We start from the raw sequence: 16,791 nt of genomic DNA, 5'->3' as shown, positions 1-16,791 counted from the left end.
GGTATTAACAGAATAAAAAAGGCAAAGACTTCCCTTTGCACAAAACCCATTATATCACTCACGACATTAATGTCTGTTTTAATCTCTTTACAAAAACATTTCAATATATTTCACGATATTACGCTGCTTAGACATTCTAATCTTTCACTACACTTCTAAAACAGAGGTCGCTATTTGTTGTTTTAATAGCAATTCACCTTGTTTCAGCTGTCTTTATCGTCAGTTTGCGCTTCTTTATTACTTTACTTATCGCTTTAAATATTACAAACATGACAAAAAAAGAACTTCTGTCTATTGTTAAATATGGCAGAAGTTCGACACTTTTATATACACAGTTTTTAAAGGCTACAAATCAGTCTCCGAATCAAAACTAAAAAAATATAATTCATTGTTTTTGATTAAACACTTTTTAGACTATTGCTTAAATAGGCATGAATGAACGGATCTAAATCTCCATCCATTACTCCATTTACATTTCCGGTTTCATAGTTGGTACGATGATCTTTGACCATTGAATACGGATGGAAAACATATGAGCGGATCTGTGAACCCCATCCAATTTCTTTTTGCTCTCCACGAATCGCAGCCATTTCTTTTTCTTTTTCTTCTACTTGCATTTGGTAGAGTTTCGCTTTCAACATGCTCATGGCTTGTTCTCTATTTTTTAATTGTGAGCGTTGCGCTTGACTAGCTGTAACTACACCTGTAGGGATGTGAGTGATACGTACTGCAGAATCTGTTTTGTTGATGTGTTGACCACCGGCACCGCTCGCACGATAAGTATCAACTTTCAAGTCATCAGAATTGATTTCAATGTCAATGTCTTCATTGATTTCCGGTACTACATCAACAGATGCAAATGAAGTATGTCTTCTCCCTGCTGAATCAAAAGGAGAAATACGGACTAATCGATGTACGCCTTTTTCTGCTTTCAAATAGCCGTAAGCGTTATGTCCTTTGATTAAAAGAGTCACACTTTTGATTCCAGCTTCATCTCCATCTTGATAATCAACAATTTCAACTTTGAACCCTCTTTTTTCAGACCAACGTGTATACATGCGATACAGCATACTTCCCCAATCTTGTGACTCAGTTCCTCCAGCTCCAGGATGGATTTCTAGAAGTGCATTATTTTTATCATAAGGATCGCTTAACAACATTTGAAGTTCAAACTCATCGATTTCTTTCTCATATTGGATAGCTGTATCGCTCAGTTCTTTTTCCAGCGCTTCATCGTTTTCCTCGCTCAGCATTTCCAACATGAGCTCCAAATCTTCTTTTTTGGCCTCTAATGCTTTGAACTGATTATACTTCTCTTTGATCGTGTTCGCATTATTTATCGTTTCTTGTGCCTTTTCAGTATTTTCCCAAAAAGCTGGTTCAGACATGATCTCATTGTATTCAGCAATGTCTCTCTCCATGCCTTCTAAGTCAAAGAGACCCCCTAAAGTTGACTAATTTCTTTTCGACGGCTTCTAAAAAATTTCTTACTTCACTTTGTTCCATTGTTTCTCCTCCTAAAAAATGGACTTGAGGGCTTAGCCAAATCTCTTTGTCTAACCCCTCAAGTCTAACTATTTAACCCAGTGAATCATTTTCCTTTTGATGACTGGTTTTATTAATCTTCTTTTCCGTGACAGTTTTTATATTTTTTTCCGCTTCCGCATGGACACAAATCATTGCGTCCAACTTTGCTTCCATCAACACGAACGGCTTGTTTGATTGCCTGTTTTGATTGTTCAGCCGCTTTTTTTCCATTTTCAGCGTGAGCAGCAGCGCCTGCTGATACTTGTTCACGTTTAAGGTTTTGACGAATTTGAGATTTCATCAAGAAACGAGTGACATCATAATCAATAGAAGCAATCATTTCTTCAAATAAAGTAAAGGCTTCTGCTTGATACTCTACTAAAGGATTTGATTGACCATACGCACGTAATCCGATTCCTTGGCGCAATTGGTCCATCGTATCGATGTGATCTGTCCATTTAGTATCCACCACACGTAAGACAATCACTTTTTCAAATTCAAGAACTTGTTCTGTCCCATTTAATTGAGTTTCTTTTTCAGCATATACACTCTTAGCCAACTCAAGCAGATAATCTTCGATCTCGTTCGCTGTTTTGCCTTCCAAGTCGGCCACAGTAACGGTATCTTGATGAACTAAAGCTGATCCGGCAAAATCTACGATATTTTGCAAGTCCCACTCTTTTTGTTCGCCTTGAGTATTAGCTTGAACGATACGATTAATGGTGCGTTTGATCATCGGAACTGTAACATTTTTCAAAGACTCAGTTTCCATCATAACTTCTAGTCGTTGTTTATAGATAACTTCACGCTGTTCACGCATTACATCGTCATATTTCAAGACATTTTTACGTGTATCGTAGTTATTTCCTTCGACACGTTTTTGTGCCGATTCCACTTGACGAGAGATCATTTTGCTTTGAATAACAGTCGATTCTTCATCTAGCTTCAATTGTTGTAAAACGGCTTGGATTCTTTCAGAACCAAATCGTCTCATCAAATCATCTTCAAGAGATAAATAAAATTGGCTGACACCAGGGTCTCCTTGACGACCTGCACGTCCACGTAATTGATTATCAATACGGCGAGATTCATGACGCTCCGTACCAATAACGCATAAACCACCTAATTCGCGTACACCAGCGCCTAATTTGATATCCGTTCCACGACCGGCCATGTTGGTTGCAATGGTAACTGCACCTTTTTGACCAGCGTTTGTAATGATCTCAGCTTCTTTAAAATGATTTTTTGCATTCAATACTTGGTGAGGGATTTTTTCTTGTTTTAATAATTTTGACAGCAACTCAGAAGTCTCAACTGCCACTGTACCCACCAAGATTGGTTGTCCTTTAGCATGACGCTCTTTGATTTCCTCTACAACACTGTTGAATTTGCTTTCTAATGAAGGGTAAAGCAAATCTGGACGATCATCTCGTCCCAATGGTTTATTGGTTGGAATAGCCACTACACTCATATTGTAGATTTCACGGAATTCTTCTTCTTCAGTTTTTGCTGTACCTGTCATACCAGATAACTTCTTATACATACGGAAGTAGTTTTGGAACGTAATATTTGCCATTGTTTTAGACTCTTTTTGGATCTCAACGCCTTCTTTAGCCTCAATCGCTTGGTGAAGCCCATCTGAATAACGTCTACCTTCCATAATGCGTCCCGTAAATTGGTCAACGATTTTAACTTTGCCTTCTTGAACAACATAATCGATATCATGGTGCATAATGTAATTCGCACGCAAAGCTTGGTCTAAATGATGTGTCAATTCTTGGTTTTCAACATCGTATAAGTTTTCTACTCGGAATGTTTTTTCTGCTTTTTCCATTCCTTCTTCTGTTAATGCGATCGTTTTTGATGAAACATCAATCGTATAATCTTCGTCTTCTTTCAAACCTTTCACAAAGAAGTCGGTACGAGTATACAATGTGTTTGATTTTTGTGTTTGCCCTGAAATAATCAACGGCGTTCTTGCCTCATCGATCAAAATAGAATCGACCTCATCGACAACTGCAAAGTTCAAAGGACGTTGTACCATTTGCTCTCTATATACGACCATATTGTCGCGTAAATAGTCAAATCCAAGTTCATTATTCGTGCTGTACATAATATCTGAATTATAAGCTTCGCGTTTTTCAGCTGATGATTTGTCATTGGTGTTCAATCCAACGGTCAAACCTAACCATTCATATAATTCACCCATCTCCACAGCATCACGACTAGCCAAGTATTCGTTGACAGTAACAACGTGAACACCTTCGCCGCTCAATGCGTTCAAATAAACAGGCATGGTAGCTGTCAATGTTTTACCTTCACCGGTTTTCATCTCAGCGATATTTCCACGATGTAAAGTGATCCCTCCCATTAATTGAACATGGAATGGATATAGCCCTAGTACACGTTTTGCTGCTTCACGAACAACCGCAAAAGCTTCAGGCAATAAATCGTCTAACGTTTCGCCGTTTTTGTAGCGTTCTTGAAACTCTGGAGTTTTCGCTTGTAATTGTTCATCCGTCAAAGCTGACATCCGATCGCCGTACTGTTCGATTTCTTGTGCAATTTTATTTAATTCTTTCAATTCTTTTTTATCTGTATCAAAGATCTTGCGTAATAAATTTGCCATTCAATACTTCTCCCCTATATGGTCATTCTATCCACTATTTATTTGCCTATATTATCTGACATCTGTGTTTTTGTTACACTTCACCTATTGTTCAGTCTACATTCTTTCTAATTCTATCATATATATAGAAAGAAATTAAACCTTTTTTCGCCAAAAGGCAACAGGGAGCTTTAAAGTCTACACAAAAAATCCCTTTTTGAAATACTTAGAAGTATATATGCGACACTTTAGTCAAATTAAAAACATGATTTTGTCTAGAGGAAACAATAGAGAACCTGTGCAAAGAATTTCTCTTTGCACAGGTTCTCTATCTATTTTATGACATTAAAGAGTTGAGTTACTCTGTTTCAATCAATCCGTATTGACCGTCATTTCTACGGTAAACAATACTTGTCCCGTTTGTGTCAGCATCTTCAAAAATAAAGAAGTCATGCCCTAACATGTTCATTTGTAGTACAGCTTCTTCACTATTCATTGGTTTTAAAGATAAGCGTTTTGTACGTACAATGGACATTTCATCATCGGCTTCTTCATCAGCTGCTTGTTCAAAATCAGTACCTGCAAGCGGATCGATCGGTTGATTATGTTGTCCACGTCCTTTGCGGTTTGTTTTCGTTTTGTACTTACGCATTTGTCTTTCTAGTTTATCCACAACTAAATCGATACTTCCATATAAATCTGGAGAAGTTTCTTCTGCGCGTAACACAATGTACGGTACAGGGATAGTCACTTCCACTTTTGCTGTTTTATCAGAATAAGTTTTTAAATTTACATGAGCTGTAGCTTCTGGTACATCACTAAAGTATTTTTCAATCTTGCTTACTTTTTTCTCTACATAACTGCGTATTGCAGCAGTCACCTCAATGTTTTCTCCACGGACATTATATCTAATCATAAACAGTCTCCCCTTTCATCTGACACCATTTGGTAGTTAATAGGTTTTTTAAAATAGCAGAACCTTTTTTACGAACACTTTCGTTCTCTGATAGGTAGTTCTGTTACTACTGGTTGATTAACACCTCTAATCATCAGATACCGCAACATCATATGGACCACTCATATGATGTATTGCTTAATATCATTATAAAAGATAGCGTTTTAATAATCAAATTTTTCAATCAATTCTCTTACTTCATCCTTGAAAATACATCCTCTTATGAGAGACAAGTCAACGAGCAACTGTTAGCGTATTGACTTTATTAGCTCCGTTTGACAATAAACAATCTGCTGCATGAAAAAGAGTTCTGCCCGTAGTATACACATCATCTATTAAAAGAATTTTTTTATCCACAACAATTCCGAACTTTTCCATGCCCATTTCAAAAGGTTGTGGACTGATCATTCGTTCTCGACGATTCTTACTTGACTGTTTTTCCCCGGTCCCAATATGTTGAAGAACTTCTTCATACTGTACCTCCGCAAAAGACAATAGCCCAGTAACTTGATTGAAGCCTCTATTTTGCATACTTTTCCTACTGATAGGGACGGGAACTACTATCCATGAATCCTTCAATTTTCGGCTGATTTTTTTCTTCAGCGGTCCAGCAACAATTTTTCCCATTCGGTAATCACCCTTGAATTTATAAGCTTCTATCCATTCTTTCATAAAAGAATTGTATTCATAAATAGCGTCATTCTGAAAATCATATTGTGGATAAAGTATTTTCCATCGAATACAGTCGGGACAAAGTTCAACCTTTTCCCAAACTCTTCCACAGCCTTTACATGTAGATTGGTTGTCTAGTGTTTTAATAAGAAGGGAGCATTTACGGCAAAGCGGTTTTGAGGTTATTTTAGATAATTTGACCAGATCTGCTAAACAAATCACCGGCATTTCTTCGACACCACACCACAAACAACTATTCATTGATGGATCAATCCCCTCTTATTAGCTAATCGGTTCATCTGTACGATCTGCTGTCTTGCTTGTTTCATTTCTCGCGACTGTCCATAATGAAAAAAGAGCACTTTTCCCGCAGGGTAATCTTTGTGTCTGCCAGCTCGTCCAGATATTTGAACCAATGCCGCTTCTGTAAAATTTTTGTCTTCCGCCCCCAATACTAAAACATCGATATCTCTAAAGGTTACCCCTCTTTCTAAAATAGTCGTGGTCAAAAGAAAATCAAAATTTTCTTGTCTCATTCCTAAAACTTTCTCTTTTCTTTCAGGATCTTCAGCATATACACTTGTGAACACCGCTGAAGGGTATACATTATTTAAACACACAGCCAATTCATGCATCAATTCAATATTAGGTACAAAAACAAGAAATCTCCTTTTGGCAATCAACATTTCTCGGATAGTTTTAAAAAAACGACCTTGCATTTTTTGGTTCTGGATCTTTTTCTTCCAATCTCCTGTCCACATAAATCTAGGGACAGGCAGTGGATAACCATGATAGCGTGCAGGTAAAACAGATGCCTCCAGTTTTTGCATCTGAACCTGCTTTCGCATAGCTGCACTTGGGGTAGCAGATAAATAGATCAATGCACCGTTTTTCTTTCGTGCTTTTTGTGATGCAAACTGAAGCGTATCATCCAAATGAAAAGGAAAAGCATCAATTTCATCAATGATCAACACATCAAAAGCTTCTCGAAAGCGCATGAGTTGATGTGTGGTAGCAATCAAAAGTTGGGTATAGCGGTATGTTTCTTCCATATTTCCATGTAAAACGATCAGCTCTGCCTGCAAAAAAGCTTGTTGGAGCCGCGGTGCTAATTCTAAACAAACATCTACTCTTGGAGAAGCTATACAAACTCTTTTCTTATCTTTCAACGCCTGTGCTATCCCTTGAAACAACATCTCCGTTTTCCCTGCTCCAGCTACTGCCCATACGAGTCGCTCTCCTCCTTGGTTTATCGTCAAAAGAATATCGGTCGAAGCCTGTTGCTGCTGAGAAGACAAGGTGCCTTCCCATGTCAATATCGGTTCGTTTATGTCTTCAAATAGATTTTCTTCCTTCTTGTAATAAAGTGTACTGCACTTTTTCACTTTCCCCATTTGTAAGCAGCCAAGACAGTAAAAGCAACTATTTCCACAAGAGCATGGAGCCCATGCTCTATCCTCTGGCATGAAAGAACCGCATCGATTGCAGCAGGTCTTTTGATTTGTTTGTGTAAATCCTTGTCTTGCTTCAACTTTCTCATCCATCTCTGCTATGTCACTCATTTCTTGTAACAACAGCTCTCTTCCCATCATTTCCAACTTCATAACTTCACCTCAAAAGTACTATACGCAATGCAATGAAAATAGTTTGAGAAAAGCAAAAATCATACAAAAAACGATTCAGGAAAGTTCTGCCTCGTTTTTTGTATGATTTTTTACTTACTCTACTGCTGGTTCTAAAGACTGCGAATCTAATTCCAAATGTGTTTTTAAAATTTCTTGCAATTCTGCTAAAGTTTCTTCGTATGGTCTCCATACATACACTTCTTGTCCATAACTAGGGAAATAAATGTACTCTTCTTCCCCATCTAAAGTAAGAGATTCAATATTTTGAGCTGCAGAAGTATAATTCGTGCCTAAAATCCATATTTCCCGACCAGATAGATTAGTTTTTAAATTAGGTGCTATAGCATTGAAGATGCGATTAAAATTCGTTAGACTCGAAATAGAAATCGTTTCATCCACGATAGCTTGAATAACTTGCCGTTGCCGTTCTTGCCGTCCCCAATCTCCACGCGGATCTTGTTTACGCATACGGGCGTACCCTAGAGCTTCTTCTCCATTCAAATGCTGCAACCCTTTAGTAATGTGAATAGCGTCTTGAGTTTCATCACTATCTTGGACTGTAAAATCTAATGGAGAGTCGACTTCGATACCACCTATCACATCGATTAGATCCACCAGCCCTTGGAAATTGATTTGTGCGTAATACTGGATCGGAATATCTAAATAGTTTTCAACTGTTTCAATCGTATAGGAGATTCCACCATAAGCATAAGTGGCATTGATTTTGTCTGCCTCTCCCGATTTAGGCAATTCAATCAAAGTATCTCGAGGGATAGACAATAATTTTACATCTTCAGTGTTCGGATTAACAGTCGCAACTATGATTGTATCTGCTCTGCCGATATCCCCTGGTCGTTCGTCTACACCTAACAGTAAGATAGAGAATGGTTCTTTGTTCTCAATAACAACTTTTTCTTCATCTTGCGAAGAAATCGGATCTCCTTGAATGGCATTAAAGAAAGAGTTGGCAGATAAAAAAGCATAGATAAAGTAACTTGCAATGAGAAGCACCCCTAAAACCGCCATTATCAGGAAGACTCGTTTTCTTTTCTTGTGTTTATTTTTCCTCTCTATAGAACGCATATGGATCTCCCCTTAATAGTGCTGGATTGGGTAAAAAAAATCAGTTTTTTTACTTTTCTGAAAATAACGACTTTCATCAAGTTTATCGGATTCATTGACTAAACACAATAAAGTATTTCTTAAAACTCTCTTTCAAAACACTGTTCAATATTGTGTTTGTCTTTGCTGTATTAAATTTGTATAATGAGTACAGCAAAGTTTCACGTTTGCGAGAAGTTATTCTTCCACTCACGATCTACTAACCAAATATATAAACACACTTGTCTCTTGTCAATTTGCTGGATAGAAGTTCTTCTAGTAAACTTATTGAATAAAATTCCGATTATGAGATAAAGATAACAATAAGGAAGGATCACGTTCACATGTATAATATGTTTCACGTTATTTTAGCCTGTATTGCAGCTGCATTGATTTCCGTACTGACAACGCCTTTAGTAAAGAAAATGTCTCTCGCTATTGGTGCGGTTGACCTTCCAAATGAACGACGGGTAAACACTAGAGCTGTACCTACTATGGGTGGTATCGCTATTTTTGTTTCTTTTTTCTTCACTATATTTTTTCTTGTCCCAATCCCAAATCACGAAATTTGGCCGATTTTCATAGGCTCTTGTATTATTTTAATCACTGGGATCATAGATGATTTAAAAGGGTTGAGTCCTAAATTAAAAATATTGGGGATTACAGCTGCTGCAAGCGTCGTTTATTTTATGGGCAATATCCAACTAAATATGATGACCCTGCCGATTTTTGGTGAACTGCACTTTGGATCTTTCAGTTTTCCCGTAACGTTGTTTTGGATACTGGCCATTACTAATGCAGTGAACTTGATTGATGGACTAGATGGACTAGCCAGTGGAGTTTCTATGATTGCATTGACAACTATGGGGATCATCGGTTATTTCTTCTTAACCGTAAGCAATATGGCTGTTCCGATTATGATATTTGTTTTTGTGGCTAGTATAGCAGGATTTTTACCCTATAATTTTAATCCGGCACATATATTTTTAGGAGATACTGGAGCACTCTTCTTAGGTTTTATTATTTCTGTAATGTCCTTGCAAGGATTAAAAAATGCTACCTTGATTACTTTAATTATACCTATTGTGGTGCTGGGCATTCCAATTACAGATACGATTTACGCGATAATTCGAAGAGTACTGAATAAACAGTCTATAGCTACAGCAGATAAGCTTCATATTCACCATCGGTTGATGTCTTTAGGGTTTACCCATAAACAAACCGTTTTTGCTATTTACTGTTTGGCAGCCATTTTTTCTTTGATTGCCTTACTTTACCCTGTATCAACTTTATGGGGATCTGTTTTCCTTACTATAGGTTTAGGGTTCGGATTAGAACTTTTTGTGGAACTCATTGGGCTGACTGGAAAATCTAATCAACCTTTGTTAAAACAAATTAGAAGATTTGCACGTTCATGGAATCGTAAAGATTAAATAATCTTTTACAATCTATTTAGACCAACTAAAAAGCGCGTCTCAAAGTGATAACTTTGTGACGCGCTTTTATTCTGTTAAGTTATCCACAAAGAATGTTAATAAGCATATTCAGGAATCCGATTTGAAGTGAATTCATATCCTTCTTGATCTCGTTCATCTTCCGCTTCCAACTCTAACGCTACACGCAGTTTATGACTGATATAATCAACACTGTCTGGATATAATTCCACCATGCTGGCTCCGTAAAGATCAAAATCAGTCCATTCAAAGATATGCGATTGGAATGTATAGGTTCCTTCCAATCCAGACTGAGCAATATTCAACATTTCATTAAATCTCAAGTCTGTCCGCATATTGCTTCCAACAGCTTCAATAGCATTCGATAATTTCGGTATCGATCCAATACTTAAAGCTTTCTTAACGATTGCTTGAATGATCAATTGTTGTCGTTCTCCACGCTTCACATCATTGTCTATTTTTCTCGTACGGGCTAAAGCAAGAGCTTGTTCTCCATTCAACGTTTGGTGTCCTTCTTCTAAATGGATCTGACCCATTTTACCATCAGAATTTTGCTCTGTAATAGTAACCGGCACATCCATTTCGATACCACCTAAAGCATCAATGATCTCTAAAAAAGAATCAAAGTTGAATGTAGCATAATAGTGTACTGGAACATCCAGTAAGTCCTCAACTGTTTCAATAACGGCTTTTTCTTGCCCTACCGCATAAGCTGAATTAATTTTATTTCTTTTCTGAACTTGTCCATCATACATGATTTCTGTGTATGTATCACGAGGAATGCTGACCATATTTATTTCATGTTCAATGGGATCAATCGTTAAGTAGATCAGCGCATCTGTTCTGGCACTTCCTAAATTCCGACTCTCAGTATCATCCACACCCATGATCAGGACAGATACAGTTTCTTCTATTGGATTCACGTTGACTTCACTTTCACGCTCAATAGAATGATACGAATCTTCAACTGCACTTTGGGCTTCTGCAAATAATTTTGCTGCAAATACAGCTATAAACAACAATACAGCCATAAGAGGAATTAAAATCGTTAGTATGATTTTTTGACTCTTTGTTTTTTTCTTTTTTCCGTTCCTCCTATAATCAGAGCGAGTTGTTGAGGGTATCTGTTTTTTCGTCACCTAGGATCACCTTTTCAAATGTATTCTTAAACCTTTTTTATTGGGATAAATGATTTTTAATGTTATATAAAGACTTGGTCATTTTATCACAACTTATATCATTCTAATACTACTGTTTTGAATTTGTAACGGTTTCTTAACAATTACAGACTTATTTTTGATTCATAATAACTTGTTGATCCTTCTTGGAAGGTGACTTGATCGCTGACCCATTCAACCATATCAGCGTAAAATCTCTCTTTTTCTTCCTCGTTGACTAAGCAAATAACTGTCACTTTATCTGTATATAAAATTTCTTTTATAGTATAGCTTGATCCTCTGAGTTGATTTTCGACTTTTCCTAATAAGGGATATTCTATCGTAGCTTGGATCTCGATTTGAAGAGTTCCTTCAACCAATCCGATTTTTTCTAATGTTTTACTGACAGCATTCCCATAAGCACGTATCAGTCCACCTGCACCCAGCTTTACACCGCCAAAATACCGTGTTACTACAACTGCCACATTTTTCAATTCTCTTTTCTTCAATACTTCCAACATAGGAACGCCTGCAGTTCCGCTAGGTTCGCCATCATCATGAGCTCGTTGGATTTCGTCGTGGTCTCCGATCGTGTAAGCAGAACAATTGTGGTTGGCTTTATTATGTTCTTTCTTGATTGTTGCGATAAATTCTAAAGCTTCTTCTTCATTGCTCACTCTCTTTGCATGGCAAATAAAACGAGATTTTTTGATTTCCAATTCATAGAGACCATCTTTTTCAATCGTGCGATATTTTTTCAGCATATTTATCCCCTTTCTCTATGAAGTTCTGGCTTCTATTCTACTTTACAGTGTACAAGTCTTTATTTAGTGAAACAAGAGAAATCAGACAGATTTCAATCTAGTGGCACGAATTAGTTTACCCTGTTTAAGAAACTAGATTTATTTAACACAATGTGAACATCTCAAAATAAACCATTCCATTCGTTTTTATATGGTATAATTTACTAATGTGTAGTGATATTCCTTATATAAAAGAGAAAATCAGCTCAGGAGGTAAACTAGTGAAAATAGCTGTTGTAACCGATAGTACTGCTTATTTAACAACAGAACAGTATCATGATAACCAGATCTATCAACTGCCGCTTTCTGTTATCGTAAACGGAGAAGCTTTAAAAGAAGAAATTGATGTAACAAACGAAACGTACTTTGATCTTATGCGTCAAAGCGAAAAGTTGCCGACTAGTTCGCAACCTACTTTAGGAGACATTGAGGCTCTCTTTACTGAATTATCAAATGACTACGATGCGATCATCAGCATCCATTTGTCCAGTAAAATCAGCGGAACTTACCAAAGTGTTGACAGCGTAGGACAACATACAGAAGATATCGCAGTCTATCCTTATGACTCAGGATTAAGCTGTTCTGCTCAAGGTTATTTTGCCTTAGAGGCTGCTCGTTTAGTCCAGCAAGGCGCGTCTGTACAAGAGATATTTGAACATTTTGATCGCATGCAGCAAAGTCTTAAAGCTTACTTTGTCGTAGACGACTTAAAAAATTTAGTTCGAGGCGGACGACTTTCTAATGGAGCAGCTTCAATAGGAACTTTGTTAAAAATTAAACCTATCTTGCATTTTGACGAAAAACAGATTGTCGTGTTCGAAAAAATCCGTACCCATAAAAAAGCTCTAAAACGTATTGAAGATTTGTTGAGCGAAGACATCAAAAAAGGTTATCCGATCGTTTCAACCATTATACATGCCAATGCTGAAGACAAAGCACTTATTTGGAAAGAAAATTTAGAAGCTTTATACCCTGAAGTTACTTTTAACCTCAGTTATTTTGGTCCAGTTATTGGAACACATTTAGGTGAAGGTGCTTTAGGCATGACTTGGGTAGAAGACTTTACAAAACTATCCTAATATTCAATTTATTTTATTTTCAGCACTTATTTATAACGTACAGAAGTCTAGATTTTCTCTAGACTTTTTTTGTTGTTGAAAATTTGTGTTTTTCCGTCATAATAATGATAAAGCGGATTCAATCAAATAAAGTTATTAGGAGAGATCTACATGTTGGAAGAATATGAAACGTTACAAGTAAAAATGAAGTCTTTATTACATAAAGAAAAGACAGCTTTAGAAAGGTTAAATGAGAACGAAAAACGGTATGAAGCAGCTCAAGTATGGTTTGAAAAAGAAAAGGCTGATGTCGAAAAACTGCAAAAAGAATCTTTATCAGCCTTTTTGAAACGGTTGATTGGAAACTACGACCAGCAGCTAGATAAAGAGCAGCAAGAACAATTGAGCGCAAAACGAGAACTGGATCTATCTTTAGCTTTATTTCTCGAAGCAAGAGAAAAATTGGATTCGATCCAGACCGCTATTCAAGAAACCACTGTGCGCATCCAACAAACCAAAGAACAATTGTATCAGCAAAATACTGATTTCCGCGAGAAAAGTCAAACCGAAGAATTGAAACGAGCTGAACTAAATCAAGTGTTGATTGAAATTGACGAAGCTCTGGCTGCAGGCGAAAAAGTTTTGGCAGGAATTGATTTTGCTTTAGATGATTTAGATTCTGCAGATTCTTATTCCACTTGGGATATGTTTACAAATGGCAGTATTTTTCTTGATATGATGAAATACGACAAGATCGATAAAGCAGAAGCAAAAATGAACCAATTAGAACAACATTTAGAAAATTACACAAAAGAATTGAAAGATATATCTTTGGATGGTTTTTTAAGTTACGAGAAATTCAGCGGTATGAGTAAAACATTTGATATTTTCTTTGACAATCTGTTTTCCGATTGGGATACGAAATCAAAAATCGGACGCAACATTGAAATGTTGGAACAGCTTGGTTTCAATGTAGAGGAACTCCAAACTAAATTAGAAACCAGAAAACAGTCGATCCATCAACAAATTGAAGAATCAGAAGCACTATATTAGCCCTGTAGCTCCTTTTGAACTGTTTAAAATACGCAAAAAACCTCTGATGGGAATACTTTCATCAGAGGTTTTTGTTTGTAAACATATATATTAAAATTTGTTTTTTTAATTTAATTTTCCAGATAAAATTCGAAACGATCTGCTGCATATTGCGTACGGACGTATTCAAATGGTCTGTTATCTTTGCTGTACGTAATCTGCTTCAATCTTAGAATAGCTTCTCCACGTTTGATGTTTAGATGTTCTGCTATTCTTTCTGATGCCAGCATAGCTGAGATTGTTTGTTCTGCTTTACCTACATGGATATTTTTTTTCTCTTCTAATGTTCTGTATAAAGAGGAAGTGATTTCTTTTTTCCCTAACGATTCAACCAAGTGATAAGGGATCGTTGCCACTTCAAAACAAATAGGCACATCATCTGCAAAACGTATACGCTCCATACGAAGTACAACAGTCTCGTTCTGCAAATTCAAATGTTCAGCTTCACTCACACTAGCAGGCTTAACGTGATAAGAAACAGTTCTACTAGTGGGCGTTTTCCCTTGAGACAAGATGGTTTCTGTAAAGCTTTGGATACCGGTCATTTTTTCTTGAACTTTTTGACTGGATACATATGTCCCCGAGCCAACTCGCCGTTCTAAAATACCTTCGTCCACAAGCGTCTGTACAGCTTGTCTTAAAGTCATTCTGCTCACTTCAAAAGTTTTTGCCAAGTCGCGTTCGGAAGGAATTCGTTCCCCCACTTGCCATTTACCTTCTTCGATCATTTTACGGATTTTATTGTGGATCTGAATATAAATCGGTTTTTCTTTGGTCATTATTCCACCCCTTAACGTTTCAATAACGACCCAGCTTCTTCATCAACAATAACCGTAACATTTGGATGACGTTGCAGAATACTAGCTGGTACGTCTTCAGTAATTGGTCCTTCGATCATGTTTTTGATGGCTTCTGCTTTATGTTCGCCAAATGCCATCAAAATAATTTTTTTAGATGCCATGATAGATTTGATTCCCATAGAATAAGCATATCTAGGAACGTCTTCTTCATGTTCAAAATAAACTTTATTTGACTCAATAGTCGATTCTACTAATGCAACTTTGCGTGTTTCAGACTCGAACGATGCTCCTGGCTCGTTGAATCCGATGTGACCATTAGTTCCGATTCCTAGAATTTGTAAATCAATCGGGTTATCCGCAATGATTTTGTTGTAACGCTCACTTTCTTCTGATTCTTCGGCTAAACCATTCGGCACGTATGTCTCTTTGAACGGTTTTTTTGAAAATAAATGTTTTTCCATAAAGTAATGGTAGCTTTGAGGATCTTCTGGTGATAAACCAACATATTCATCTAAGTTTACAGATGTGATATCTGAAAAATCCGTATCGCTTTCTGTCATAATTTCATACAAGTCTTCTGGAGTGCTTCCAGTCGCTAACCCAAAAACGTCAGCTCCATTTTCCATTTCTTGCTTCATTAAATCAAATGCTTTTTGACTTGCTTCTCTTTTGTTTTTCATTACATAAACGTTCATATCTTTAACCCCATTTTTATTTTTTATATACTTCTTTTCCGTAACTAAATGTTTTTTCCACATTAAACTCAGGATCTAGAACAACTAGGTCAGCATCTTTTCCGCTGGTGATAATTCCTTTTTGCGTCAATCCAAATTCTCTAGCCTGATTGACAGAACTCATTTTCACTGCATCTTCTATACTGCATCCGGTAAACTCGATTACATTTTTAAATGCATCCTGGAATTCCAATACACTTCCAGCTAAATTACCAGATTCCAAACGAGCTTGCTTATCTTTTACGATAACTTTTTGTCCGCCCAGTTCGCTTTCGCCATCTGGCATCCCTTTTGCTCTCATAGCATCTGTAATTATTTCTATACGATCCGGCCCTTTCATTTTATAAGCCATCTTGATCATTTCAGGGTGAATGTGGAATCCATCTGCAATGACTTCTACATACGTATCTTCATCTAAGAATGCGTGACCTGTAACGCCCGGTTCACGGTGATGAAGCCCTCTTTGAGCATTGTATAAATGTGTAATATGTTTTGCTTTTGATTGTTTCATTTGCTCGCGTGTCGCATTTGTATGTCCCGCTGACAATACAATATCATGCTCTTGGCAAGTCTTTTCGAACTCGCTGGCATCGCTCGTCTCTGGAGCATATGTCACTAAGCGAATACGGCCGCCACTGATCTCGTCCCACTTTTTCATGGTCTCTGCATCTGGAATTTTGATGTGTTCTTCTGGCTGAGCCCCTTTAAATACAGCTGATATAAAAGGTCCTTCTACGTGGATTCCTTGAATGACCGGATTCTTTTCAGCAGCTTTAGCAATTCCTTTTAAAGATTTTTCAATATTTTCAAATGACTGAGTCATTGTTGTAGGAAAATAAGAGGTGATTCCTTCTTGATACATCTTAGAAATCATTTCATTGATACTTTCTGAATCTGCGTCCATGTTATCAACACCATAACCGCCATGACTGTGTACATCAATAAAACCAGGAACAACTAGTTTTCCGGAAATATCCGTCACTTCTTCTTGAGAGTCCTTTACGAACTCTTCCATCTTTCCAACTTCTAAGATTTTTTGATCAAAACGAACGTAACCGTTATCAATCCTAGTTTCACCAGTATAAATAGTTCCGTTGACAAGTACTTGATTTGCCATATTCTCGTCTCCCTTATTGAAAATTTCTTCTTTATTATAAATGGTATAGACCGAAATTGCAACTGCTAGAATTCCATTTTTTGCCAGC

General features: G+C 37.0%; 14 protein-coding genes. 3 read left to right on the top strand and 11 right to left on the bottom strand.

Annotated elements, in window-relative coordinates; translation table 11 throughout:
- Positions 1-398 precede the first annotated feature (398 nt).
- From prfB to ACE025_RS08810, 6 genes are all read right to left on the bottom strand, one after another.
- Positions 399-1,506, bottom strand: a protein-coding gene (gene prfB / locus ACE025_RS08835) for a peptide chain release factor 2 (RefSeq protein WP_485939322.1) whose coding sequence is annotated in 2 segments (ribosomal slippage) — positions 399-1,433 and positions 1,435-1,506 — 1,107 coding nt in all. Because the reading frame shifts where the segments join, the coding sequence is not laid out codon by codon here.
- A 112-nt stretch (positions 1,507-1,618) separates the two neighbouring features.
- Positions 1,619-4,156: a preprotein translocase subunit SecA gene (gene secA, locus ACE025_RS08830; protein ID WP_485939321.1), complete on the bottom strand. Its 2,538-nt coding sequence runs from the start codon at positions 4,154-4,156 to the stop codon at positions 1,619-1,621.
- 337 nt (positions 4,157-4,493) lie between these two features.
- Entirely contained in the window at positions 4,494-5,051 is a 558-nt protein-coding gene (hpf, locus tag ACE025_RS08825; protein ID WP_485939320.1) for a ribosome hibernation-promoting factor, HPF/YfiA family, read from the bottom strand.
- 273 nt (positions 5,052-5,324) lie between these two features.
- Positions 5,325-5,762 (bottom strand): ComF family protein, encoded by a 438-nt coding sequence (locus tag ACE025_RS08820; protein ID WP_485939319.1) that lies wholly within the window; start codon positions 5,760-5,762, stop codon positions 5,325-5,327.
- A 257-nt stretch (positions 5,763-6,019) separates the two neighbouring features.
- Positions 6,020-7,366: an ATP-dependent helicase ComFA gene (locus ACE025_RS08815; RefSeq protein WP_485939318.1), complete on the bottom strand. Its 1,347-nt coding sequence runs from the start codon at positions 7,364-7,366 to the stop codon at positions 6,020-6,022.
- Positions 7,367-7,480: 114 nt separating this feature from the next.
- A complete protein-coding gene (locus ACE025_RS08810) occupies positions 7,481-8,413 on the bottom strand; it encodes an LCP family glycopolymer transferase (protein WP_485939317.1) in 933 nt (310 codons plus the stop codon).
- A gap of 419 nt (positions 8,414-8,832) precedes the next feature.
- Between ACE025_RS08810 and ACE025_RS08805 the strand changes: the two genes are divergently transcribed.
- Entirely contained in the window at positions 8,833-9,921 is a 1,089-nt protein-coding gene (locus tag ACE025_RS08805; protein ID WP_485939316.1) for a glycosyltransferase family 4 protein, read from the top strand.
- 98 nt (positions 9,922-10,019) lie between these two features.
- Here ACE025_RS08805 and ACE025_RS08800 read toward each other — a convergent pair whose 3' ends face one another.
- Positions 10,020-11,081: an LCP family protein gene (locus ACE025_RS08800; RefSeq protein WP_485939315.1), complete on the bottom strand. Its 1,062-nt coding sequence runs from the start codon at positions 11,079-11,081 to the stop codon at positions 10,020-10,022.
- Between the two features lie 143 nt (positions 11,082-11,224).
- Positions 11,225-11,863, bottom strand: a complete 639-nt coding sequence (locus ACE025_RS08795) for a YigZ family protein (RefSeq protein WP_485939314.1) — start codon at positions 11,861-11,863, stop codon at positions 11,225-11,227.
- A gap of 260 nt (positions 11,864-12,123) precedes the next feature.
- Here ACE025_RS08795 and ACE025_RS08790 point away from each other — a divergent pair, with 260 nt between their 5' ends.
- Positions 12,124-12,981, top strand: coding sequence for a DegV family protein (locus tag ACE025_RS08790; RefSeq protein ID WP_485939313.1), 858 nt, complete (start codon positions 12,124-12,126; stop codon positions 12,979-12,981).
- A 150-nt stretch (positions 12,982-13,131) separates the two neighbouring features.
- Positions 13,132-14,013, top strand: a complete 882-nt coding sequence (locus ACE025_RS08785; protein ID WP_485939312.1) for a hypothetical protein — start codon at positions 13,132-13,134, stop codon at positions 14,011-14,013.
- A gap of 110 nt (positions 14,014-14,123) precedes the next feature.
- Here ACE025_RS08785 and ACE025_RS08780 read toward each other — a convergent pair whose 3' ends face one another.
- Genes ACE025_RS08780 through nagA form a run of 3 tightly spaced genes read right to left on the bottom strand, consistent with a single transcriptional unit; the run spans position 14,124 to position 16,703 of the window.
- On the bottom strand, positions 14,124-14,831 hold the full coding sequence (locus tag ACE025_RS08780; RefSeq protein ID WP_485939311.1) for a GntR family transcriptional regulator: 708 nt from the start codon (positions 14,829-14,831) through the stop codon (positions 14,124-14,126).
- 11 nt (positions 14,832-14,842) lie between these two features.
- Positions 14,843-15,547 (bottom strand): glucosamine-6-phosphate deaminase, encoded by a 705-nt coding sequence (locus ACE025_RS08775; protein WP_485939310.1) that lies wholly within the window; start codon positions 15,545-15,547, stop codon positions 14,843-14,845.
- Positions 15,548-15,563: 16 nt separating this feature from the next.
- Positions 15,564-16,703, bottom strand: coding sequence for an N-acetylglucosamine-6-phosphate deacetylase (gene nagA, locus ACE025_RS08770; RefSeq protein ID WP_485939309.1), 1,140 nt, complete (start codon positions 16,701-16,703; stop codon positions 15,564-15,566).
- Positions 16,704-16,791: the final 88 nt, after the last annotated feature.

The sequence above is a fragment of the Desemzia sp. AGC72 genome, from assembly GCF_057334175.1.
Note: the sequence above shows the minus strand (reverse complement) of the source record. Positions and strands in the feature narration are given on the sequence as shown.